This window comes from Sphingobium fontiphilum (genome assembly GCF_014196635.1).
Taxonomy (GTDB): Bacteria; Pseudomonadota; Alphaproteobacteria; order Sphingomonadales; family Sphingomonadaceae; genus Sphingobium; species Sphingobium fontiphilum.
This window is the reverse complement of the sequence record NZ_JACIEB010000001.1, coordinates 172,568-196,836: the sequence shown is the minus strand read 5'-3', so window position 1 is coordinate 196,836 and position 24,269 is coordinate 172,568. Positions and strand designations below refer to the sequence as shown.

Annotated in this window: 14 protein-coding genes; 6 read left to right on the top strand and 8 right to left on the bottom strand. The window is 63.5% G+C overall.

The window, feature by feature from the left end:
- The first annotated feature begins 57 nt into the window (after positions 1–57).
- Both GGR44_RS00805 and GGR44_RS00800 read left to right on the top strand, forming a co-directional pair.
- Positions 58–1,833, top strand: coding sequence for a ShlB/FhaC/HecB family hemolysin secretion/activation protein (locus GGR44_RS00805; protein WP_343052279.1), 1,776 nt, complete (start codon positions 58–60; stop codon positions 1,831–1,833).
- On the top strand, positions 1,833–7,526 hold the full coding sequence (locus GGR44_RS00800) for a beta strand repeat-containing protein (protein ID WP_183953547.1): 5,694 nt from the start codon (positions 1,833–1,835) through the stop codon (positions 7,524–7,526). The genes GGR44_RS00805 and GGR44_RS00800 overlap by 1 nt, the downstream gene beginning before the upstream one ends.
- 316 nt (positions 7,527–7,842) lie before the next feature.
- Here GGR44_RS00800 and GGR44_RS00795 read toward each other — a convergent pair whose 3' ends face one another.
- The 3 genes from GGR44_RS00795 to GGR44_RS00785 are packed head-to-tail and all read right to left on the bottom strand — an operon-like array spanning position 7,843 to position 13,628.
- Complete coding sequence (locus GGR44_RS00795; protein WP_183953546.1) at positions 7,843–9,264, bottom strand: efflux transporter outer membrane subunit; 1,422 nt, start codon at positions 9,262–9,264, stop codon at positions 7,843–7,845.
- A 2-nt stretch (positions 9,265–9,266) separates the two neighbouring features.
- A complete protein-coding gene (locus GGR44_RS00790) occupies positions 9,267–12,464 on the bottom strand; it encodes an efflux RND transporter permease subunit (RefSeq protein WP_183953545.1) in 3,198 nt (1,065 codons plus the stop codon).
- 3 nt (positions 12,465–12,467) lie between these two features.
- The gene (locus tag GGR44_RS00785; RefSeq protein WP_183954184.1) at positions 12,468–13,628 is read right to left on the bottom strand and encodes an efflux RND transporter periplasmic adaptor subunit; all 1,161 of its coding nucleotides are present in this window, start codon (positions 13,626–13,628) and stop codon (positions 12,468–12,470) included.
- A 70-nt stretch (positions 13,629–13,698) separates the two neighbouring features.
- Between GGR44_RS00785 and GGR44_RS00780 the strand changes: the two genes are divergently transcribed.
- Positions 13,699–14,328 (top strand): TetR/AcrR family transcriptional regulator, encoded by a 630-nt coding sequence (locus GGR44_RS00780; protein WP_183953544.1) that lies wholly within the window; start codon positions 13,699–13,701, stop codon positions 14,326–14,328.
- A gap of 62 nt (positions 14,329–14,390) precedes the next feature.
- Here the strand turns inward: GGR44_RS00780 and GGR44_RS16755 are convergent, their stop codons facing one another.
- From GGR44_RS16755 to hglS, 4 genes are all read right to left on the bottom strand, one after another.
- A complete protein-coding gene (locus GGR44_RS16755; RefSeq protein ID WP_246344257.1) occupies positions 14,391–14,822 on the bottom strand; it encodes a hypothetical protein in 432 nt (143 codons plus the stop codon).
- A 22-nt stretch (positions 14,823–14,844) separates the two neighbouring features.
- Entirely contained in the window at positions 14,845–15,297 is a 453-nt protein-coding gene (locus GGR44_RS00770) for a DUF3419 family protein (RefSeq protein ID WP_281374169.1), read from the bottom strand.
- 176 nt (positions 15,298–15,473) lie between these two features.
- Entirely contained in the window at positions 15,474–16,355 is an 882-nt protein-coding gene (purU, locus tag GGR44_RS00765) for a formyltetrahydrofolate deformylase (protein WP_221214229.1), read from the bottom strand.
- A gap of 170 nt (positions 16,356–16,525) precedes the next feature.
- Positions 16,526–17,899 carry a 2-oxoadipate dioxygenase/decarboxylase HglS gene (hglS, locus tag GGR44_RS00760; RefSeq protein ID WP_183953541.1) on the bottom strand — a complete coding sequence of 458 codons (1,374 nt, stop codon included), beginning with the start codon at positions 17,897–17,899 and terminating at the stop codon, positions 16,526–16,528.
- Between the two features lie 346 nt (positions 17,900–18,245).
- On the opposite strand from hglS, the gene GGR44_RS00755 reads away from it, so the two are divergent.
- The 3 genes from GGR44_RS00755 (at position 18,246) to GGR44_RS00745 (ending at position 21,651) form a co-directional block, all read left to right on the top strand.
- Positions 18,246–19,229: a sterol desaturase family protein gene (locus tag GGR44_RS00755; RefSeq protein ID WP_183953540.1), complete on the top strand. Its 984-nt coding sequence runs from the start codon at positions 18,246–18,248 to the stop codon at positions 19,227–19,229.
- A gap of 106 nt (positions 19,230–19,335) precedes the next feature.
- Entirely contained in the window at positions 19,336–19,950 is a 615-nt protein-coding gene (locus tag GGR44_RS00750) for a hypothetical protein (protein ID WP_183953539.1), read from the top strand.
- A gap of 132 nt (positions 19,951–20,082) precedes the next feature.
- Entirely contained in the window at positions 20,083–21,651 is a 1,569-nt protein-coding gene (locus tag GGR44_RS00745) for a tetratricopeptide repeat-containing sulfotransferase family protein (protein ID WP_183953538.1), read from the top strand.
- 154 nt (positions 21,652–21,805) lie between these two features.
- On the opposite strand, the gene GGR44_RS00740 is transcribed toward GGR44_RS00745, so the two are convergent.
- Entirely contained in the window at positions 21,806–24,253 is a 2,448-nt protein-coding gene (locus GGR44_RS00740) for a TonB-dependent receptor (RefSeq protein ID WP_183953537.1), read from the bottom strand.
- Positions 24,254–24,269 lie beyond the last annotated feature (16 nt).

The following is a 24,269-nucleotide window of genomic DNA, read 5'->3' as shown; positions in this document are numbered from 1 at the left end:
TTTGGCATCGGGGCCCGCCCATCGGTCCCGCATCGTATGCGACCGGGGGAACAGAGGGTGACGTTCAAGCTTATGACGGCAGCGGGCATGATGTCGGCAATGGCGGGCGCGGCCATGCTCGCGACCCCGGCCATGGCGCAGCAGGCGGCGTCCGGCGCCCCGACCCGTGAGGAGCTGCGCCCTGACCAGCGCCTCGCCCCCACGCAACCGGGGCCAAGCCGTCTGACCGTTGACGGCGACATAGAACGCGCGCCATGCCCGCTGGCGGATCCTTCGCAGGCCAATGTCGTGGTCAACTTTGCCGATGTCCACTTCAACGGGCTTGGCCCGATCTCGGCGGAGGCGCTGCGCGACAGTTGGTCCGATCAGGCGGGGCGCGATGTGCCGGTCGCAACCCTGTGCGCCATTCGCGATCGCGCCGCGACCGCCCTGCGCGCCATGGGCTATCTGGCCGCCGTTCAGCTCCCGCCCCAGCGCATCGAAAAGGGCGGCACGATCGATTTCGACATATTGGTGGCCAAGCTCGTCGGCATTGAAGTGCGCGGCGACGCGGGCCATAGCGAAAAGCTGATCGCCGCCCTGCTCCAAAAGTTGAAGGACGAACCGCTGTTCAATATGCGGGAGGCGGAACGCACCCTGCTCCTTGCCCGCGACCTGCCAGGCTATGATGTGCGGTTGACGCTGCGTCCTGCAGGCACAGCGCCGGGCGAGGTGATCGGACTGGTTCAGGTGTCGCGCCAGCAATTGCGCGTCGACGCCAATGTCCAGAATTGGGGATCGCATAATGTCGGCCGGTTCGGCGGCCTGCTGCGCGCGCAGATCAACGACCTGACCGGCGCGGGCGACAGCACGACACTGGCCCTGTTCAACACCTTCGACACGCGCGAGCAGACGGTGCTTCAGGCCGGACACAGCATGGCGCTGGGCGTCAGCGGCCTGCGCGGCAATGTCGATTTCAGCTATGCATGGAGCCGCCCGGACGTTCTGAACGGCGGCCTGAAGTCTGAAACGATGATCCTGACCGCCGGGCTCAGCTATCCACTGATCCGGCGCCAGACGACCAGCCTGCTGTTGTCGGGCGGCATCGACTTTGTCGATCAGGATGTGAAGGCGCTGGGCGTGCCGCTGACCAGCGACCGGCTGCGCGTGCTGTTCGCGCGGGCGGAGGCGGACCTGATCGACCCCGGCAGTCTCGCGAGCATCGACGGTTATTCCGCCGCCGCGCCACGCTGGCGGATCGGCGGCTATGTCGAGGCGCGCCATGGCCTGTCGGGTCTGGGCGCGAGCGACGGTTGCGGCCCCGCCCCGATATTCGCCGGATGCCTGCCGCCCGACGTTCCACCCAGCCGGATCACCGGCGACCCCAGCGCCTTCGTGTTGCGCGCGGGCGGCAATGCCCAGTTCCGCCCTTTCCCCAGGCTGACCATCAGCATCGCCCCGCGCGCGCAATATAGCCCCGACCCGCTGCTCAGCTTTGAAGAGGCGAGCGCGGGAAATTATACGGTCGGGCGCGGCTATGACCCCGGTTCGCTGATCGGCGACAGCGCCGTCGGCTACAGCTATGAACTGCGTTACGGATCGCTCCAGCCGCGCGGCGAGCGCGATTTGGCGATTGAACCTTTCGCCTTTTTCGACGCCATGTGGGTGTGGAACCATGATTCGCCCGACAGCCGCCTTTATTCGACCGGCGCAGGCGTGCGCGGCCAATGGGGGCGGATCGGCCGGTTCGACCTGACGCTCGCCACCCCGCTGCGCAATGTCGCGGGGCATGATCGGGGCGACTGGCGTCTGCTCCTGTCCTTTACCGCTCAACTTCTGCCGTGGAGCCGCTGATGCGCCGCCAAGCCTCCCAAACCGACTATCCCGCCGTCCGCTCCGCCGCACACTGGCGCGCGGGCTGCGGGAGCGCCGCGCTGGCGCTGGCGATCGCCGCCGCATCGACCGCCCATGGGCAGGGCTTTATCGGCCGGGGCACGGTGGTGGGCGGCGACAGCGCTGCGCAGATCGTCGATTCAACCAATCACACCGACGTGCTGATCCATCAGGATCAGGTGGTGATCGACTGGTCGCCATCCAACCTGTCGGGAAGTGGCCCGATCAATTTCCTGCCCAACGGCAATAGCGCAACCTATCAAAGCCCGGGCCTGCCGGGCTTTACCGTCCTCAATCGCATCGTTCCCTATGATCCCGCCTCAGGCGCTACCCTGAACCGCGCCGTTGCGCTCAACGGCCTCATCCAGTCGCGGGTGGACAATGCGGTCGGCGGCAATGTCTGGTTCTATTCGCCCGGCGGCATATTGGTCGGATCGACGGGCGTGTTCGATGTCGGCGGGCTGGTGCTGACCAGCAATGCCATCGACGTCACCGACGGCCTTTATGGCGGCAATGGCGAAATTCGGTTTCGTGGCGCATCGGGCAGCCTGTCCACCGTTTCGGTCGCGCGTGGCGCGAACATCAAGGCGCTCGCCACCGGCAGCTATGTCGCGATGGTCGCCCCGCGCGTGGAGATGAGCGGCACGGTCATCGTCAACGGCTCGGCCGCCTATGTCGGGGCGGAGCAGGTCGATGTTCGCATCAACAACGGCCTGTTCGACATCGCCATGACGGTCGGCACCGGCGATGCCCATGGCGTGGTACATGACGGCACGACCACCGGCCCGGCGACGAGCGACGGGAGCGACATTCAGCGCATCTACATGGTCGCCATGCCCAAGAACCAGGCGATGACGATGCTGTTGTCCGGCAATATCGGCTATACGCCCGCCGCCATCGCCTCCGATGAGGCCGGTGCGGTCATCCTGTCGGCCGGTTATGACATCAGCTATGGTTCGGTCGGCGGCGTCAGCAGCGGCGCGTCCACGCCCGCGGCGATGACGATAGGCGCATCCACCGTCTCGTCCGATCTCTCCGCCGCCGCGACAGGCCGCATCAGCCTCGATGTGGGCGCTGGCCAGAATACGCGGTTCCAGCAACAGGCCAGCTTCCAGTCGCTTACCGCCATCGACCTGCGGGCCCATGACGGGGGCGATGTGCTTGCCGATGAAGGCCTGTCGCTCACCGCCAAAAATGGCGCGACCGGCAGTGCGATCAGCATGATCGCCAGCAATGGCGGTCGCATCAGGACCGCCCCCGGCCATGATTTCCGCCTCGACGCCAGCGGCGAGGATTTTGAAGGGGCAGCTGCGCGTGGCGGCTCCATCCTGCTGCGCGGCGACAATGGCGTGATCGATGGCAACGACCTGATCGCTGACGCCAGCGCATATGGCAATGGCGCGCAGGGCGGCTCGATAACATTGGCGGCTCTGGGCAGGAGCGGCATGATCCACGCAAAGCAGATGGAGTTGAACGCCAACGGCATCGCCTATGGCGCGACCGCGCCTGTTCGCGGTGGCTCAATCGATCTCAGCGCCATCGACGGCGGCGCTTTGGTCAGCGACACCTTCCTCTCGGCTTCGGCGCGCGCCGATGGAGGCGTATTCTATGGCTCAAACGGGCAGTTCGCGCCCTTAGCGTCGGGCGGCGCGACCGGCGGCGCAATCCGCCTGACGGCCCGTGACGGGGTCATGCAATCCGGATCAATGCAGCTTTTTGCCAGCGCCCGCGCGGCTTCCGTGCCCGGCGCGTCCGGCCCGGCGCAGGGCGGCACGATCGACATCAGCATCGATCGCGTCACATCCGCCGACAAGGGCGCGATCCTGCTGACCGACTGCGGCAATTATAATTGCTATGCCGACGCGACAGCCGAGGGCGCATCAGGACAGGCCGCGTCCGACGGCACGGGTGGCGCGATCACCCTTGCCAATAATGGCGGAGAACTCGACATCGCGGGCTGGATGCAACTCGACGCCAGTGGCCGTGGCGGGCAAGTGACCAATGGCGATCCCGCGCCGGGCGGCACCGGCCGGGGCGGCTCCGTCACCTTCACAGACCGGGGTGCGGCCACCATGATCGGCGAACTCGACATCCGCGCCGATGGCTATGGCACCAGCTATTCGGAAGGCTCCTATTATGCCGCGGGCGACAGCGGCGACGGCATCGGCGGAACGGTCGACATCGTGCTGGGCGGCAATGCGACACAGATCGGCACATTCCGCGCCCGCGCCGATGGCGAGGGGGGCTATCTGGGCGCGCTCTGCGGCGGTTGCGACGATTTTTCGGCGGGCGACGGCCATGGCGGCACGGTCAATGCGCTGGTCGATGGCGGCGACAGCGCGATCGATTATTTCCAGCTCAACGCCGACGGTTGGGGCGGTTCGGCGGCCAGCGGCTATGAACCCGGCGACCGCGCTGGCGCCGTTGGCGATGGCCTTGGCGGCACGGTGCGCTTCACCGGCCGGTCGGGAACCCTCAACACGCCCAGTTTTTCGCTCTACGCCAATGGCTATGGCGGTTCGACGAGCTTTTTCTACACCGAAGCCTCCGGCGTCGGCGGATCGGGAACGGGCGGCAATATCCTCTTCCTGATGGAAGCCGGGGGCAGCGCGGCGATCACGCTCGACAATCTGTTCCTCTATGCCGATGGGTCCGGCGGCGCGGCCTTGCATGGCGGGGATGGCGAAGGCGGGCGGGCGGAAGTCGAACTGGCTGGCGGCGCACTGACCACACAGAGCGTTGATCTGTCCGCCGATGGCGACGGCGCAAGCGGCTTCACTGGCGTGACGCCGGGCAATGGCGGCATCGGGCGCGGCGGCACGGCTCTCGCGACCGTGCGCTCTGCGGGTCAACAACTAGGCGTGCTCGATCTTCGCGCAGATGGCGACGGTGGCCATGGCGGCAGCGCCATCGACGAAACCGGAACCATGACGACGGGCCTGGGCGGCGCTGGTGGCGATGCTTTCGGCGGGACCGCCCAAGCCAGAGTGTCCGCCGACCTGGCCTTGACGGCGCTCGTCACCAGTGCGGAGGGGCAAGGCGGCGATGCAGGTTATGGCGACGCAGGCGGTTCGGGCGGCAACGGTTCAGGCGGAACCGCTGGCATTATGATCGACGGCGGTTCGGTCCAGGTGACCGAGTTGTTGGCGGCAACCGCCATCGGCCAGGGCGGCGACGGGGGCGCGGGCCTGGGCTACCGTTTCGTTTCGGGCATCGGCGGCGATGGCGCCGGTGGAACGGCCATGATTACGATCAGCGGATCGACAAGCCGCCTCGAAACCGGCGTCGCCGCCGTGTCGGCCGACGCAGAAAGCGGCTCGACACCCGCCAGCCCCTATGTTTTTGCGGGAGGAACGGCCACGGGCGGATCGGCGCTGTTCTCGACGACGAATGGCGCTTCGGTGCTGCTGACCAACATCGCGGCCGTTTCCGCCAGCGCCAGTTCGCCCGAGGGCAACGAAGCCGCAGGCGGGCGAAGCGCCGGCGGAACTGCAAAATTCGAGGTCGTTGACGCAACCGTCTCGGCAACGCCCGCATCGCTGCTGCTGATCGACGCCAGCGCCGTCGACCATGGCGCGACCGCTGGCTCCGCCCAACTGGCCCTGTCCGGCGGCAGTGTCGATCTCAACAATGTAATGCTCAGCGCCATAGCCGACGGCAACGTCGATGGCTCCAATCAGGCAGGCGAAATCCTGATTACACGGGCAGGCGGCGGAACCCATCGCATCGCCACCCTGTCCGGCTACGCCGTCGCGACCAATGGCGGTGAAGCGGGCAATATCCGCTTCGAACATGCCGCCGACGCATCCGATCTCGCCATCAGTTCGGCATTGCTGCTGACGCTGGAAGGGGCCGCCGGACCGGAATCCGGCGCGATCAGCTTCGCACTGGACGGCGGCGCCATTCGCGCGGGCTCCATCATGGCGACGACGCCGGGCGCCATCGACATGCGCTTCTCCGGCACGGGCGTGATCGCATCGGCCACCGACATATTGCTGACCAGCGGAGGCGCCATGTCCTTCAGCCATGATGGCCTGCCCGCCGGGCTCGACAGTCTGTCCGCTGCCGGAACGCTCTATTTCACCGCCACCGGTGCAGTCACCGCGACCGGCGACACCCGAATGCGCAGCGGCAGCGCTTCCATCGAATCGCTCGAAGGGTCGGTGGAACTGGTCGAATTGCTGACCACGACGAGCGCCTATGTGGGCGCGCATGGCGGGGACATCGTCATTGCCCGCAACCTGGGCGGCGCGGGGCTGGCGTCACTGGAAGCCACGGGCGACATCGACGTTCATGCCCTGGACGATGTGAGCATCGCCAACGCCATAACGGGCGAAGGGCGCACTTTGCGGGTGCAGGCCGATGGCGACATCAGCCTATTCAACGGCATAAGCGGCACGATGACATTGGCGTCCGGCGGCGCGATGCAAATCGACACGCTTGACGCGAGCGGCGACATAACGGCGCAGGCGGCGGGCATGGCGACGTTGAGCGGGGCGATACGGGGCCGGAACATCACCCTCTCCTCCTCCGACATAGCCATCGGAGAAAGCGCCTCCTTGTTCGCTCTGTCCGGAGCGGATGGCGCGGGCGGGCTATTGACGCTCAACGCCACCGGCAGTGGCGCGACCTTCATTGGCGGACAGGACCAGTCGGGCGGCTACAGCCTGTCGGTCAGCGAAATCGCCGCATTGCACGGCCGCAATATCGCCCTGACGGCAACAGGAGCGGTCGAGATCGGCGATTTCACCGCACAGGCCGGTGCCGAGGGACAAATTGGCGCGGGCGGGGCCTTGTCGATCACCACCATCGGCGCGATCCGGGTCAGTGGCGCGATCGAGATGGACGGCATGGCCCGCGACAACCAGTTGATCCTTGACGCGGCGGACCGAATCCTTGTCGACGCGAGCACCGGCTCCATCGACCTGCGCAGCGAAGGCCCCGGCGACCTTGGCGGCCACCTGGTCATGCGTTCGGCGGCTGTCTACGTCGCCACCGCAGCCGCCATGGAAGACCTATCGGCGTTGACCGACATCGCCGCCATCGACGCGCGCCTCGCCCGGAATGATGGTGTCGTGCGCACCGACAACATCATCCGCGCCACCGACATCACGCTGGACGTCGCCAACGACGCCTTTGTGCAGAATGTCGGTGCGAGCACGGCGCATGAAGACCGGCGCGGCCTGCTCGCCTCCACCAGCACGCTGGAGATACTGACGGGCAGCGATAATGCGCGCATCGTCATCAACGGTCAGTTGCTGCCCGGCGAAGCACCCTCAAGCCTTCTGAGCGGCAAGAGCGTTGCGCCCAGCACCCTCATCAACGGCGTGCGCGGCGCGACCAGCGGCCGGTTCCATCGCGCCTCGACGATCAACGGCTGCCTGATCGCCAACCCCACGGGATGCGGCCTGGCAGGGGAAGGCGCGGGAGAGCCCGGCATCCCCAATGCAGACGTCATCACGGCGGTGCTCGATCCCGATCCGATCACCCGCTTCATCCCGCCGCCCGTCGAAACCGACACCATCACCCTGCAGGAAAGCCAACCGATGCCGGGCTATGCGCCGCTCATCGACGATCCGGTCACCGGCGTGGGCAACGAAGACCTGTGGGAATGCGCCAATGGCCAAAGAGGATGCGGCGCACCCACCCAATGACGGAAGCCAGGGTCACAGCGCTGCGCGGCTTGGTCGCCCGAGGGTTCAGGGGTCTGTCGGCACCCGCCGACCGGCTTGATGATCGGAGCGTTTCCGATGACACCAGCTTGGCGCCAGATACCTGTTGCCTGGCGCCGGGCACAGCATGATGTGAAGCGGCATGAGCTTGGCTGTGCCGCAAGGTCGGCGCCTTACGCTCCGACCAGCTTGAGGGCCAGCGATGGTCCAATGGCATGGATCTGGTTCAGGTCTGCTCCCAGCACGCGATAAAGCGCCCAATGAACTTCAAAGTCCGGCGCGGCCCGTCGCATCGCGTTTAGGTCAGCCCGCCGCCGATGGCGCGGTAAAGCTCGACCATGTTGCTGGCTCGTGCCAAGCGAGTCGAAACCAATGCCTGTTCGGCGCTGTAGAGCGTGCGCTGTGCGTCGAGCGTCGTCAGGAAGTCGTCCACACCGGCACGAAAGCGCGCATCGGAGAGTTGATAGCTCTTCCTGGCCGCATCGCGCAGCGAGGTTTGCGCCTCGAGTTGCGCCGTCATTGTCGAGCGCCGCGCCAACGCATCGGCGACTTCTCGAAAGCCGGTCTGGACGCTCTTCTCATAGGTCGCGACCATGGCGTCGTAGGCGGCGCGCGCGTAGCGCAGGTTGCCCTGGTTCCGACCGAAGTCGAAGATGGGCACGCTGGCCGATGGCGCCACCGACCAGAAGTCGCTGCCCGACTTGAACAGGTCCGATAGACCAAGGCTCATCGTCCCCAGGGCGGCGGTCAGCGAGATGCTGGGAAAGAAAGCCGCGCGGGCCGCGCCGATGTTGGCGTTGGCGCCTTTAAGCTGATGTTCCGCCGCGGCGATATCAGGGCGGCGCAGCAGCAGCGTGGAAGGCAGATCCGCAGGAAGGGCGGTGAGCGTCACATCGTCGGCAGGCAGGTCTGCGGGCAGGTCTTCTTCAGGGAGCATGGTTCCGGCCAGCAGCTCAAGCGCATTGCGATCCTGCGCGACCAGGGTGATGGCCGAGGCGATATCTGAGCGCGCGGCATCGTAACTCGTCTGCGCCTGACGCACCTCAAGTTCGGACGCCACGCCCTTGTCAAAGCGCGCCTGCGTCAACCGGAGCGTCTGACCGAAGGCCTTCTCGAGTTCGCGCGCGATCCGCAGGCGTTCCTGGTCGGCGGCCATGGTCAGCCAGGCCGTCGCCGTCTCGGCGATCAGCGCGGTCTGTGCGGCGTTGCGGTTTTCGACCGAGGCGAAGTAACGTTCCTGCGCCGCCCGGGTGAGGTTGCGCACGCGACCGAAAAGGTCGATTTCCCATGCGGAGACGCCCACCGAAGCAGTGTAGACGTCGGTCCGCCCCGACGCAGCGCCGCCCACGCCCTGCGCGAAGGGCTGATCCTGGTAGGTCGCACGGCCGCTCGCGGCTGCCGTTGGCAGAAGGTCGGCGCGCTGCACGCGATACTGCGCACGCGCCTGTTCGACATTGGCGAGCGCGATGCGCAGGTCGCGATTGTTGTCGAGAGCGGTCCGGATTACCCGCGCCAGACGCGGGTCGGTGAAGAAATCCTTCCAGGCAGTATCGGCCGAAACGACCGGACCCTGCCCTGCTGTTTGCGCAACGCCCTCGCCCGGCCCCGCTGGGATGGCAGGAGCGACGGGCAGGTCCGGCCGGACATATTTGGGCGCCATGTTGCAGGCGGCCAGCACAAGCGCCAGCGAAGTGGCGGTAAGCGCTCTCATCTTCTTCATTGTCATGACTCCTGCGGTGCGCCCCGGGCCTCGCTTTCGAGGATGCCCCGTTGGTCATCGCCGCGCCTGTGGTGTTCACGAAACAGGCGTTTAACTACGGTAAAGAATACGGGCACGAAGAAGATGGCCAGCACGGTGGCTGAGAGCATGCCGCCGACCACCGCCCAGCCGATCGCATTCTGCCCCCCGGCGCCCGCGCCGGTGGAAAGCGCCAGCGGTAGCACGCCGAAGATGAAGGCGAGGCTGGTCATAAGGATCGGCCGCAAACGCAGCTTGCCTGCTTCCAACGCGGCTTCGACCGGCGGCAGGCCCTCGCGCATCTTCTCTTCTGCAAACTCGACGATGAGAATTGCGTTCTTAGCCGAAACGCCAATTGTGGTGATGAGCCCGACCTGCAGGTAGATGTCGTTGTTAAGCCCTACCAGACTTGCCGCTACGACCGCGCCAAGCACGCCCAGCGGCACCACCAGCATGACAGCGATCGGCACCGACCAGCTTTCATAGAGGGCGGCGAGGCACAGGAAAACGATCAGCATGGAGAGCGCATAGAGCGCCGGGGCCTGACCGCTGGAGGTCCTTTCCTCATAGGATATGCCGCTCCATTTCAGACCGACGCCGGAGGGCAGCTTGGCGGCCATGCCCTCTATCAGGTTCATGGCCTCGCCCGTCGAGACGCCCGGTGCGGGCGCGCCCATGATCTGCATCGACGAGACGCCGTTAAAACGCTCAAGCTTGGCGGGACCGCGGGTCCACTCCGTCCTGGCGAAGGAGGAGATCGGGGCCATCACGCCCGAACTGCCGCGCACATAGAACTGGCCGATGGACTCGGGCGTCGTACGAAACGGAGCGTCCGCCTGCACAAAGACCCTCTTCACCCGGTCGCGGTCGATGAAGTCGTTGACATAGGTGCTGCCCATCGCGGTGCTGATGGTCGAATTGATGTCTGATTGCGAAATACCCAGGGCCCCGGCGGCGGCCTGATCGACGTCAAGCTTGAGCTGGGGCGTGTCCTCAAGGCCGTTGGGTCGAACCTGTGCAAGGCGCTTTTCGCCCTTGGCCATGCCCAGCAGCTGGTTGCGGGCCTCAATCATCTTCTCATGGCCCAGCCCGCCATGATCGACAAGCTGAAACTCGAAGCCGGTGGCGTTGCCCAGCTCCTGCACAGCGGGTGGCACGAAGGCGATCGCCATGCCTGCGGTGATCTTGCGGAAGGCCTTGTTGGCGCGCTGGGCGATGGCGTTGACATGATTGTCCTTGCCCCGGCGCTCAGACCAATCGTTCATGCGCGCAAAAGCGATGCCCACATTTTGCCCCTGGCCCACGAAGCCGAAGCCGGCGATCGTGAAAACGTCGGACACATTGGCCTTTTCTGCCTTGAAATAATGCTCACGCACCCGCGCGAGCGTGCGTTCCGTCTCCTCGATGGTCGCGCCGGCAGGCAGCGAGACCTGGTTGATCAGGCGGCCCTGATCCTCCTCTGGCAGGAAGCCCCCGGGAAGTCGCAGGAAGATCACGCCCATGCCCACAACAATGAGCGCGTAGACGCACATGGTGCGCACCCAGTTGCGCTCTACCTTGTCAACGACCTTGCCGTAGCGGTCGATGCCCTGGTCGAACCTGGTGTTGAAGCCGTGGAAGAAGCGGTTGAAAAATCCGGCGATCCCCGTCTGTCCAACACCGCGATGCCCGTGCCCGTCTGGGGATGGCTTCAGGATGGTGGCGCACAGCGCCGGCGTCAGGATCAATGCGACAAGCACCGAAAGCACCATCGAGGAGACGATGGTGATCGAGAACTGACGGAAGATAACGCCGGTCGATCCGCCGAAGAAGGCCATCGGCAGGAACACCGCCGACAGCACGAGACCGATACCGATCAGCGCGCCGCTGATCTCGTCCATCGACCGGCGCGCCGCCTCCTTCGGACTCAGCCCCTCGGTCTGGATCAGGCGTTCGACATTCTCCACGACGACGATGGCGTCGTCGACCAGAAGGCCGATCGCAAGCACCATGCCGAACAGGGTGAGCGTGTTGATGGTGAAGCCCGCCAGCTGCAGGATCGCGAGCGACCCCAGCAGCACGACCGGCACCGTGATCGTCGGGATCAGCGTTGCGCGCCAGTTCTGAAGGAACAGGAACATCACAACGAACACAAGCAGGACTGCTTCCACAAGCGTGCGAATCACTTGCTCCACGGACAGCTTGACGTAGGTCGAGTTGTCGACCGGGAACTTGTACTTCACCCAGCTCGGGAAGCTTTTCGAGAGCTGTTCAATCTCAGTCTTCACTCCATCCACCGTCTCCAGCGCATTGGCGCCGGGAGCCAGCTTGATGCCAAAGCCGGCGGCGGGGTGGCCGTTGAGCTTCGCGCTAAAGCTGTAGTTTTCCGAGCCGATTTCAACCCGCGCGACGTCGGCCAGCCGCACCACCGAGCCATCGGAATTGTTGCGGAGCATGATCTGCCGAAACTGGTCTACAGTGCGCAGGCGCGTCTGGGCGGTGATCGTGGCGTTGAGCGCCTGCCCCTTGGGTGAGGGCGATCCGCCGATCTGGCCGGCTGAAACCTGGGCGTTCTGCTCCCGGATCGCTGCGATCACATCGGTCACGGTGACGCCGAGGTTGGCCATCCTGAAGGGATCGAGCCACACGCGCATCGAATATTGCGCGCCCAGCAACTGGGTGTCGCCCACGCCGCTTACGCGGCTGATCGGATCCTGCAGCGAGCTTGCGACGAAATCGCTCGCGTCCTGCTCGTCGTGAATGCCGTCATCAGCATAGACCGCCATGATCATGAGAAAGGTCGCAGACGACTTCGTCACGCGAAGGCCCTGCTGCTGCACTTCCTGCGGAAGCAGCGGCGTCGCCTGCGAGAGCTTGTTCTGAACCTGGACCTGCGCGATATCCGGATCAGTACCTTGCTCGAAGGTCAGCGTGATCGAGAGATTGCCTGCGCTGTCGCTTGACGAGGAGAAGTAGCGCAGGTGATCTATGCCCTTGAGCTGCTGTTCGATCACTTGCGTGGTGGTCGATTCCAGCGTCTCGGCATCGGCGCCGGGATAGCGGGCGGATATCTGCACGGCAGGGGCGGCGATTTCCGGGAACTGTGCAACGGCCAGCGAACGGACCGCCAGGACGCCGGCAAGCATCATGACGATGGCGATAACCCATGCAAAGATGGGCCTGTCGATGAAATAGCGGGACATGACTTAACGGCCCTCGCCCGACGCCACGGTGACCTGTTGCGGCGCTCCCGGCTTGACCACTGTACCGGGGCGAAGATTCACCAGACCTTCGACGATCAGCCGGTCACCTGCCTTGAGCCCCCTGGTGACGATCCACTTGCCGCCCACCGCGCGATCAGTCTCGATCTGGCGGATTTCGACCTTGCCGTCCTTGCCCACCACCATCGCTGTCGCGCGGCCACGCGGATCGCGCGTCACCCCTTGCTGCGGCGCGAGGATGACGTTCCGGCGCAAACCTTCGACGAGCCTGGCGCGAACATACATGCCAGGCAGCAGAAGGCCGTCAGGGTTGGGAAAGGTCGCGCGCAAAACGACCGAGCCGGAACTTGGATCGACCGTGACGTCGGCGAACTGAAGCCGGCCTTCAATCGGGTAAACGGAACCATTGGGCAGGAGCAGCCGGATCGGTGCGCCATCCGCCTCGCTCACGCCGCCCGACGCCATAGCCTGCTTCAGGTCAATGATCTGAGCGGCGGATTGCGTAACGTCGACATAGACTGTGTCGGTGCGCTGGATGGTCGCCAGAGGATCGGCCTGCGTCGCCGAAACGAGCGCGCCGGGGGTAAAGAGCGAACGGCCGATGCGGCCGGAGATGGGCGCGCGGATGCGTGTGAAGTTCTGATTCACCTGGGCAGCCTGAACCGCGCCTTGTTGCGCCGCAACATTGGCGCGCGCCTGCTGTGCGGCGGCGGCGGCATCGTCATATTGCTGTTTGCTGACAGCGTTGATCGCGATCAGATCTCTATAACGCTGCGCCTGCAGCGCGGTGGCGTTGATCGTGGCTTTGGCGACGGCGAGCGAGCCCTGCGCCTGCGCGAGAGCGGCGCGATAGGGAGCATCCTCTATCTCATAAAGAAGCTGACCGGCCTTGACGAAGCTGCCTTCGGTGAAGAGCCGGCGGCGGATCACACCTGTAACCTGCGGGCGCACGTCCGCCGTTTCAAGCGCTGCGATGCGGCCAGGCAATTCGTTGGTCAACTCAACCGACTCGGTGGTGAGCGTCACAACGCCAACAGACGGGGCAGCAGGAGCCGGAGGCTGTTCACTGCCACAGCCGCCGAGCAGCAGCGGCAATACCAGGGCTGAGGCCCAGGCGAGGCTTCCCGCTATGACCGCCTTTTGCATGTGGGTTCTCTCTTTATGAGCATTGGGAGGGGGAGAGTGAACGATCATTCACATTGCGTTTCAGATAGAAATGGACCATGAACAATTCAAGCTAAAAAGCGTCCAAGGCGATGGAAGGGGTGCAGTGAAAGACAAATTGCCCAGTGCGGATCGTATCCGGCACGCTGCCAAAGACCTGTTTGCAACGAACGGATTCCATCAGACTTCAATGTCGGAACTGGCGGCGGCGGCCGACATGTCAGTCGGACTGATCTACCGTTCGTTCAAGAGCAAGGCCGAGATCATAGAGGCGATTGTTCACGCCGATTTCGACGAGAAGATAGCCGATCTTGAAAGGATACGCCAAAGGCTTGGGACGGGTGAGATCACCATCGAGAAATCCATCGAGGAACTGTTCCTCCACGCCATGAGGGACAGCGACGAAGCCCTTTCGTTCGACATTCTCGCCGAAGGGTCGCGCAACGAGCGCGTGGGCCAGACGATCGGCAAAATGTGCGAGCGGCTGCGCAGCTATCTGCGCGGTTTCGCGCTCGCGGCGAATCCTTCACTTGCTGGTGACCAACTGGAGGGGGCGGCGGAATTGATGCTCGGCTGCATGTTCGGTCTTGGGCATCGCCGTCTAGCGATGCCGCGCCTCGATGCTTCACAGACGGCGGAACAGAGCGCACGGATGATGGTGGCGGCGCTCAGAGCCCTGTAGGCGTCGCCCTGTAAAATGCCGGGCGCCGCACGCAGCGACTGCGCCCGGTCAGATTGTTCGGATCAGTGGCTCTTGCGATGCTTGCCACCATAGCGCTTGCCGCAGAATTGCTCGAGACTGGCCATTTCGCGGGCTGCGGCTGCAGCCGTAGCCAAGTCGCAGGGCATGGATTTTTCCGCAGCGGAAATCCGCGCGTCAACCCGGTCCCTCAGTTCCTCGATGTCTGCCCGGCTAAGAACATTCTTCTCGCGCAGATAGCAGATCAAACTCTGCAAGATGATGATCGCCTTCTCGCCAGAATCGACCTCTATGCCTTCCATTCCATTTACCCTCTTTCCATGCTCCAGATTGTTCTGGATACCCGTCGGGATCGGCGCAAACCGCGCTTGACCCGATCCGGCGTAGGATCGCTCCGCAATGCCTGGAAGGCAAGCAAAAGTTGCCGGATATTGTAGAAGCGAGCTTTCGGGGTTCGACAACCGGCGCGTCCGCATGAGCCAATCGTCCAGCGAGCAGCTAAAGGTTGTATTTAAGCAACAAAGGCATGCCAACCCGATTGGCGATTGCGCCGAGCGCGGCAAAGGGCCCTCGGCGCGTCCGGGGGAGATGGCGAAGATAAAAGGCCGTGAACTTCCTTTCGGCGCTGGCTTCGCGATTGCGCTTGAAGCCCGTAGTGCCCGCCGCGCCGTCATTCACCGTTACCGGCAGATCATGGTCGCCCCAGGGGTGAAGGTGCAAGGATGTTTCGAGATTGGCGATGAATGTTGCCGCGCCGCGTTCGGAAAATGCCGCCACATAAGTGCTGGCGGTCCGATCCAGCCGGGCAATCGCCGCAATCTTCAACTCCAGCAGAAAATTCTGAGCCCTGTTGACGTCCAGCGCGACCATCTCCTCCGCATCCCCGCCCAAAAGGTCGAGGACGCGCGTGCCCGTTCCGGTCAGACTCAATATCCGTCGACACCCCTGCAACGCGGCGCGCTCGATTTCCCCGCACTGAACCGACGCGGGGCAACTGTTGTCATCTCACCAATGCCGCAGCGCACCAGTCCTGTCGAAACCGATCAGAGCTTCACCGCGCTCATCCATCTCTGCTCAGCCGCAATCAACTCGCGGCAAATCTCAACAACCAATGGGGTCGGGACCGGTTACTCGGGAAAAACGACGGTGGTCGATCCATTGAGAATAACGCGATCGTCCAGATGGTAGCGGACCGCCCGCGCCAGAACGCGGCGCTCGATGTCCCGACCCTTGCGGACAAGATCATCGGGCCGATCGCGATGGCTCACGCGCTCGACATCCTGTTCGATAATCGGGCCTTCATCCAGATCCGACGTGACATAGTGCGCCGTCGCGCCAATGATCTTGACCCCCCGGGCATGGGCCTGATGATAGGGCTTCGCTCCCTTGAAGCCGGGCAGGAAGCTGTGATGTATGTTGATGCAGCGCCCCGACAGGAAGGCGGACAGGTCATCGGACAGAATCTGCATGTAACGCGCAAGGACGACCAGACTTGCGCCCGTCTCGTCGACGATCGCCTTGATGCGGGCCTCCTGCTGTGGTTTGCTGTCCTTGCTGATCGGCAGATGGTGAAACGGAATGTCGCCAAAGTCGAGCGACGCATAGGTTTTGCGCGGATGGTTGGACAGGATGCCAACGGGGTTCATCACCAGTTCGCCCGTCCGCCAGCGATATAGCAAATCCGCAAGGCAATGGTCGAATTTGGATGCCATCAACAACACGCGCTGGGGCTCCGACCGGCTGCGAATGGCCCAGTCCATGTCGAATGCCGCCGCCGTCGCGGCAAAACGCTGGCGCAGATCATCCAGCGCCCCATGTTGGGAAACCGATGAAAAATGGATGCGCGCAAAAAAGCGGCCGGTCAGCTCGTCGTCGAACTGCTGCGCGTCCAGAATATTGTAACCGGCGTGGAAGAGGAACGTCGTCACCGTCGAAACAATGCCCGGCCGATCCTGGCATGACAGCCGCAGGATGAATTGCTCGTCGCTCAAAATCCGTTCCCCTCGCATGGCGCACGCCAGCGCCGCCGGAAAGGAAATTTCGCGGCCTCCGCGGTCATGGAGGCGTTAATTGAGGCGCAGCGATTTTGTCAATATCGGCTGGCGCAAGCGCGAGCCACAGCGAAAATGCGCCAGCATGAATGATGAACGGTCAGGGCAAGATATAAACGAGCAAGGCATCAGGCGCCGCGCAACGCCGCTATCGCAGCCGCGCGGGAGGCAGCCTCCTCAGCGGCATAGAGAGCGAAGGGATCGGCAACGGGCGCACCCAGCGCCTGTTCGAACTGCGCCTGCGCCGAATGGGCGGCATAGGCCGCCTGTTCGCGTCCCTCAAGGTTCGACTGGAAAATGCCCGCTGCGCTCACCGGCAGAAAATCCTCATAGGTGATAGGATCGGCACGGATCCAGCCCGCGTCGATCCACGCCTCGACATCCGCGCCGTCGCCAGCCTCACCGGCCAGCGCCCCGACCCCGGTGGGCGTCGCGCTGTAGCGGAAATAGGCCAGCCCATCTCGACGCAACGCCACGATATCGTCCGGCATCGCCGAAAAGGCGGCCGCCAGCCGATCCATATAGTCCGCCCCCTGCGACCCCTGCGCGCCGCGCGCCCGATCCAGACAGGCGTCATACAGCGCCCGCCCGGCGGGAGTCAGCGCCACGCCGCGCTGCTCGATTTCACCGAAGCGCGCGGTGTGGCTGCCCGTTGTCTGCCCCAAATCGTCCACGAACCCGATGCTTTCGTCCAGCGCCTTGAAACTCGTCTGGCGCAGCAGGATCGGCACGGCGCGGCGAGGCGGCCCTTCCACCACATCCTTCGCCGCCATGCCGCGGTCATGCATCGCCTGTTGCGCCGCATCGATGTCGAGCGTGCGCGGCGTCAAATGATTGATGTGCGGCCCCCTGAAGCTGACGATGTCAGCGATCAGCCGATGCGCCGCGTTCAGCCTGTCATAACTTGTCCGATCGACGATCGCGCGCGCGTGCCAGCGGAAAGTGTCGAGCACCTCGTCCACGAATTCGCTCGCCTGGGCATCGGAAAGCCCGCCCCGCTCCTCATGCAGCGCGACCAGTTCCATCGCCCGGTCGGACAATATCCGCCGCCCTGCCAGTATCGACGCCGCCTGCGCGCGCAGATCCGTATCGGCGATCAGGTCCAGGCGAAGCAGCGAAGTGAAAACGCGAAAGGGATTGGCGCGCAGCGCCTCGCTGTCGATCGGGCGAAAGGCGGTGGAATGAACCGGTACGCCGGCGACCGACAGGTCGTAATAGCCGACCGGCGCCATTCCCATGACCGCGAAGACCCGCCGCAGCGCGCTCAGCTCTTGCGCGGTGCCAACGCGAATCGCGCCGTGCCGCTCCGCATCCAGCCGCGCCAGTTCGCCCGCCTCTTCCAATGCGGCGCGCAACGCGGGTTCGGCGGCGAGGACGGCGGCATTCACCCTCGACACTATGTCGAGCAGATCGCCGTACAACGGCACTTCCTGTCTATACATGTCGGACATGGCGGCCGCAAAGCGGGCGCGTATGGCGGTGGAGGATATAGGATCGGTCATTGCGCATTCCGTCGAAATCATATCGATGGCGGGATGATAGGCGCGCATGACCGTTAAGCAAATCACCGGCTTAAAACATCGTTCTTTCCGCCATATCCGGTTTGAGTCGAAACGAGACGTCGCGCCCCGCCATTGCCTTGTTCCCGCACGTCCGCCCGACTGTGCAGCCGCGGCAACCGGACGAACGTGCGCGGCTATGGGTCCTTTCGCGCGTCCGAACGGGCGAAGCGCGGCCATTTGCCGGCGATGTCGCTTTGCCTGTAGACAAGGGGAGTCTTCGTGATATTACTTTTGCAAGAATTAGTGATACCGGAGAGGGCAACCATAGAGCGCGAGGGCAGGCGTGATGGATGGAGTCCGCGTAGGCAAGCGAATCATCGGGGCGCAGGCTCCGGTCACGGTCGGTTGGGAAAATATTCCCAAGGTCCAGGGGGGACCGCTCAAACGGTTCGTGTTCACCTGGTTCCAGCCTGCCGCGCTGCTGGCGCTGGTCGCCTTCTGGTATTACGCCCCCAATGACATCGCCAAAGCGTCCACCGCGATCGGCATCGGCATCGGTTTCAAGTTACTGTTGCTGGCGATGGAATGGGTGAATCCACGCCATGACAGTTGGCGATTGACCTGGAAGGAACTGGTCACCGACCTGTTCTATGTCTCGCTCGGCTACACCGTCCTACGCATGATCGACGGATATATTGGTGACGGCGCCATGATCGAAGCGATCCAGAACGCCTTTGACTGGGACAAACTGGCCTGGTTCGTCGGCCTGCCGCTGCTGGTGCAGGCGGTGCTCATCTCCTTCATCTTCGATTGCGGGCAATATTGGATGCATCGCGGGATGCACAACTGGTATCCGCTCTGGCTGACCCACGCGCCGCATCACTACATCACCCAGTTGAACATCAACAAGGGCGCGGTAGGCAATCCTGTCGAATTGTTCCTTATCGGCCTGGGCATTGGCGGCTTCTTCGATTTTCTGCCCAGAGCGGCCCTGCTCGCGGGCACCCTTGGCCTTGCGGTAGGCACCTACCAGCATATCAACGTCCGATTCAACACGCCGCGCTGGTGGCGCTTCATCTTCAACACGACCGAACATCATAGCGTTCATCATTCGCAGGACTATGAAGCGACGCGCAGCAACTATGCCGGAACCTGGATCATCATCGACCGGCTGTTCGGCACCTGCGTCGATGGCGAGGCGGAGTTGCTGGGCATGGAGGGCGGCCGCCGCATGACGATCCGCGAGACGATGGTCTTTCCCTTCGCAGAAGCGTGGAAGAACCTGAAGCAGAAATTCGCGCGGCCGGCCATCGCGGTTCCCGCCGAGTGAGGCGGGGCGCAAAGCCCCGTCCTGCCATTATCCACCCCATGATCGGGAGCACAATGCGCTCTCGCACGGCATGATGCCGCCCCACCTCCAGCGGACAGGAAACAGAGTGAATCGGCGTTTGATCGACTGGATCTGGCACATCAGGGGCCATGTAGCGCTGGCCCCGGGGCAAACGGATGACGAAGCGTTCGCGCGCCTCGCCCCCCTCTTCCGCCAGGATTATACCAGCCATGAACGGTCGGGCGGCGTGTTCACCTTTCGCAAGGGCGCGCAGGCGCCCCAGGACAAGATGTCGATATTCGACGGCGGCGTGCTGACCGTCGAACAGGGCGCTGGCGGCCCTGTGCTGCGTTATGACATGTTCAGCCGGATCCTGCTGTTCTGCTTCATCCTGCCCGCGATGTTCATCGGCTTCGGACAGTTGACCATCGCCATCGGCAATATGGAATCGGCGTCGAGCGCGGCAGCGCGGAAGGACAAGAAAGCTGAGAACAAGGAGGTCGAACGACCCCAGCACTGGATTGACAAGGCGCTGGGCGCCCCCGCGCCGGAAAAACCCAAATCGGACGAAGAGAAGAAAAAGGAGGGCGGAAATAAGAAGTCCTCCCCCACGACGGCCTATGTTTTTGCGGGCATTTTCGCACTGCTCTATGTGATCGGCCGGATATTGGAAGGCAAACTGATCCGGGCGCGGTTTCGCAAGCTGTTGCACAGTGCATAAGCAGCGGGTGGAACGACATGTTTGTCATCGCGATCCCGCCAGCCTAAACTGATCACCCTGATCGGTGCGACGCGCCGACCACACCAGACAGGATGGGAATGCCGACACCCCTGCCCCAGGCGGATCGCCCCGATGAAATATGAAGCACAGGCGCGCGCAGCCCTGAAGCAGGGTGATCTCAACTCGGCGATCGCAGCCGCGCGCGCCGTGATTGCAGCCGATCCGGCGAACCCGGACGGCTATTTCCTGCTTGGCATGGCGGCGGTCGAGGCCGATCAGGTCGCGCAGGCGCTTCCGTTGCTCCAGAATGCGGTCGACCGGGGGCCAAAGGCCGAGCATCTGGCCCAGTTGGCCAGGCTGCTGATTCTTGTGCGCCGCGATGGCGAGGCGGCGGATGCCGCCCGCCAGGCCATGGCGCTGGCCCCCCCAGACGCCCTCACCTGCGACACCATCGGTTGCGTGCTGGCGCGCCTGGGCGACCATGAAGCATCGGTCGCCCCCTTTTTGCAAGCGGTCGCGGCTGAACCGGACAATCGCGAGTTTCGCTATAATCTGGCCGCCGCCTGCGGCTTTACCGGCCGGACCGCTGACGCGCGCGCGCATTACGAGACGCTGTTGAAAGGCGAACCGACCAATGGACGGGCGCATTATGCGCTGGCCATCCTGTCGCGCCAGACCGCCGCGTCCAATCACGTGCCCCGCCTGGAAAAGGCGTTGGGCATGGCCAGCAATCCCGACGATGCGTTGCGCATTCGATATGCGCTGGCGAAGGAACTGGAGGATTTGGGCGATGCGGCGGCCAGCTTCACCCATCTGGCCGCCGCCAACGCCCGGCAAAAGCAGATATTGGGTTATGATTTCCGCCAGGACGCCGCCATTTTCGACGCCATCGAAGCGCTGTTCGACCGGGGTGGGGCCGGTCTAAACCGGGGGACGGGCGACGCGGACGGACGCCCCATCTTCGTCGTGGGAATGCCACGCACCGGCACGACGCTGGTCGACCGCATATTGTCGTCCCACCGCGACGTGGAAGCCGCCGGCGAGCTTCAGGCGATGCCCATCGCGGTCAAGCGGCTCGCCGGGACGCGCTCGCGGGTCGTTATCGACCCGGAAACGATCATGGCCAGCGGCTCGGCCGATCCTGCGGCAATCGAGGCCGCCTATCTGGAGCGCGCCAGCCACCACAGGTCGGGCCGCACCGCCCGCTTCACCGACAAGCTGCCGGCCAACTTCCTCTACATCGGCCATATTGTTCGTGCGCTGCCCAACGCCCGCATCGTCTGTCTGCGGCGCAACCCGATGGACACGATCTGGAGCAACTACAAAAATCTGTTCGCCAGCCAGTCTGCTTATTACGCCTATTCCTACGATGTAATGGACATCGCCCGCTATTATGCGCGCTTCGACCGGCTGATGGCGATGTGGGACCGGCTGTGGCCGGGGCGCGTGCTCCAGTTGTCCTATGAAGGACTGGTCGCCGATCAGGAAGGGCAGACCCGCCGCCTGCTGGACCATTGCGGACTGGACTGGGACGACGCCTGCCTGTCCTTTCACCGGAACGAGGCCGCCGTCGCGACGCCCAGCGCGGCGCAAGTCCGCCGCCCGATCAACGCCGACGCAGTGGGCCGATGGAAAGCCCATGCCGACGCGCTGGAACCGGCGCGCCTGTGGCTGCAAAGCCAGGACATCGCGGTCGATTGAAACGGAAAAGGGGCGCCTCCGGTTTCCCGAAAGCGCCCCATCCCCCTGCTAAAGCATCGTGCGGAAAAGTGGGAACCGGCTCTCCGCTAAAAGCGATACGAAAACAAAAGACTGGAGCAGGCTGCGCCCAATGGGACGCAGCCTGCTCTGATCATCAATATTTGAAGCGGCCCTCAATGCCGAAGGTCCGCGGGCTGGCGACAGTCTGCTGATAATAGCGCAGGCGGACGCCATCATTGACGCCGATACGCGACCGGTCGTTGGCGACGGACACGACAGCATATTTGTCGAAGATATTGTTCGCGAACAGGCTGAGGCTGTAGCGATCAGTGTCATAGGTCAGCGACGCGCGGTGCATCACGTACCCAGGCAGCTTGTCGCCATAGGCGCGGTCCCAACCCAAGCGGGTCACGATATTGCCGCGATAGGTCGCCGTCCAGTTGGCGCTGAGCGAAGCGTCGTCGCCCAACGGCATGGTGTAGGTCGCGCCCAGGCTGCCGCTGTTCTTGGTCGAACCCGGCAGACGGTCGCCCGACAAGGCAGGCAGGTTGACCGGAGCGGTGGGATAGGTCTGTGCGGGAGAATTGACCGGGATGATTCCCGCCACATCTTGGGTGAGTGCCGCATCCGTATAGGCATAGGTGCCCTGGATCATCAGTTCCGCGATCGGCCGCAACTGGAACGATGTCTCGAACCCCTTGGACCGGGCCGTGCCGCCATTGACGGTAATGCCCGCAATGCCGTTCAGCGTGGCTGATGCAACTTGAATACCGTCCCAATCGATCTGGAACACGTTGAAATTGAACGTCAGCTTGCGATTGAACAACTGGGTACGGATGCCGACTTCAATATTCTTGGTTTCGTCAGGTCCATACTGGATTTCAAACGGCAAGCCGCAGATAATCTGTGTGTTGTTGACGTTGTCGCCATCAGGATCGTTCGGCAGCGGGTTGGGGCATGGCGCAACGCTGTTGGGGCCACCAATGCGATAGCCCTTGCTGTAGGTGGCATAGAGCATCAAGTCCGGCGTGAAGTTATAGGAAGTGTTGAATTTCCACACCCACCCACTCTTGCCAGCCTTGCCGCCGCGGGCGGGCAGGTCATAGGGGCTGAGCGGATCGCCGAGGATCGGCAGGGTCTGCGCGCCCGCGATTTTGGACGAGTATTTGAAATATCGGGCGCCGCCTGTGACCTGCCAATCGGGCATGATCTTGAACGTGCCCTCGCCGAAGAATGCGGTTTCCTTCACCTTGGACGTGATATAGCTTACATATTCCAGATATTCTGGATTGGTAGCGGGGTCGGCCCAAGGATGATTGGGTATGCGCTCTGCATAGTCGCTCTGATAGCTGTTTTCATTGTGAAAGCCGCCCAGAACCCAACTGAAGGGCCCGCCATGGGTGGAGACGAAGCGGATCTCCTGATTATACTGCTTGCGCTGCGTCGATGAACTGTTCCAGCTCGAAAAGGCCGGGAACAGTTCATAATCATAGTCGAGATCGAGCAACAGGTCGGTATTGTCCCGCATTGAGTCGGTCTTGACCTTGGTGTAGGCCGTCGTCGCCACCAGGTCGGCAAAGTCGAAGACGCTGGCGTTGATTTCCAGACTGAGCAGATGTGCCCGGCGATTTACCGGTTCGACGAAACGGCTGGCATTTTCATATTTGCCAGTGCCGAAAACGCCGGCGCTGTTCGTCTGGGCGCCGCCGGTCTTCGTGCGCTGGAATGCATAGGTCAGCACGCCCGTGAAGTCCGGTCCCGTCGTGAACAACAACTGATTGCGCGTCGTGATGGTCTTTTCGAAGTTGAGATCCTTGGCGCTTTTGAGGTTAGCGGCATAGCCGGCGTCAGAGATGGTTTCGGGTTCGCCGGGCGTAATGAAACCATCGGGCTGCGGCAGCGAGACGCCGGGGGTCTGGATCAACAGCGGATAATCGATAAAGCCGGGATCGAAGTAATAGCCGACGACTGAACGGAAGGCGATATTGTCGCGCAAGATGGGGATGTTGATTACCGCGTCGGCCTGATAGCCGATCTTGCCGCTATGATCCTTGACATAGGTGCTGGCGTGGACGGAGCCTTCGAATGCGTCGACATTGGGCCGGTTGGGAATATTGCGGATGGCGCCTGCCAGCGTGCCCAGACCGTAAAGCGTGCCCTGCGGTCCCAGTAGCGTTTCGACCCGGTCGACGTCCAGCAGCTTAAAGTCGTAATAGAGCGGCACTTCGCCCAGATAGACGCCGACAGCACTGTCGTAGTTGGAACCGGTACTGCTGACGTCCGATGCAGCCAAACCGCGCAACACGATCGCGCCGGTCGTTCCCGGCCCGGTGTCCGAAATCGTCAGGCCCGGCGTGAAATCGGCAAGGTCGCGCACGTCCTGAATGCGCAGCTTGTCCAGTTCCGCCGAACCAACGGCCGAAATATTGATGGGCGTTTCCATGATCGTTGTCGAACGGCGCGTGCCGGTGACGACAATAACGCTGTCATCGTCAGCGGAGGCGCCTTGCGGCTCCTGCGCGAGAGCGGGCGTCGCCAGCATGGCGCTGGTGAACATTGTTGCCGACAACAGCCCCGTGCGGAGCCTGGCGCGATATGACATGAGCTACCCCTTTTTT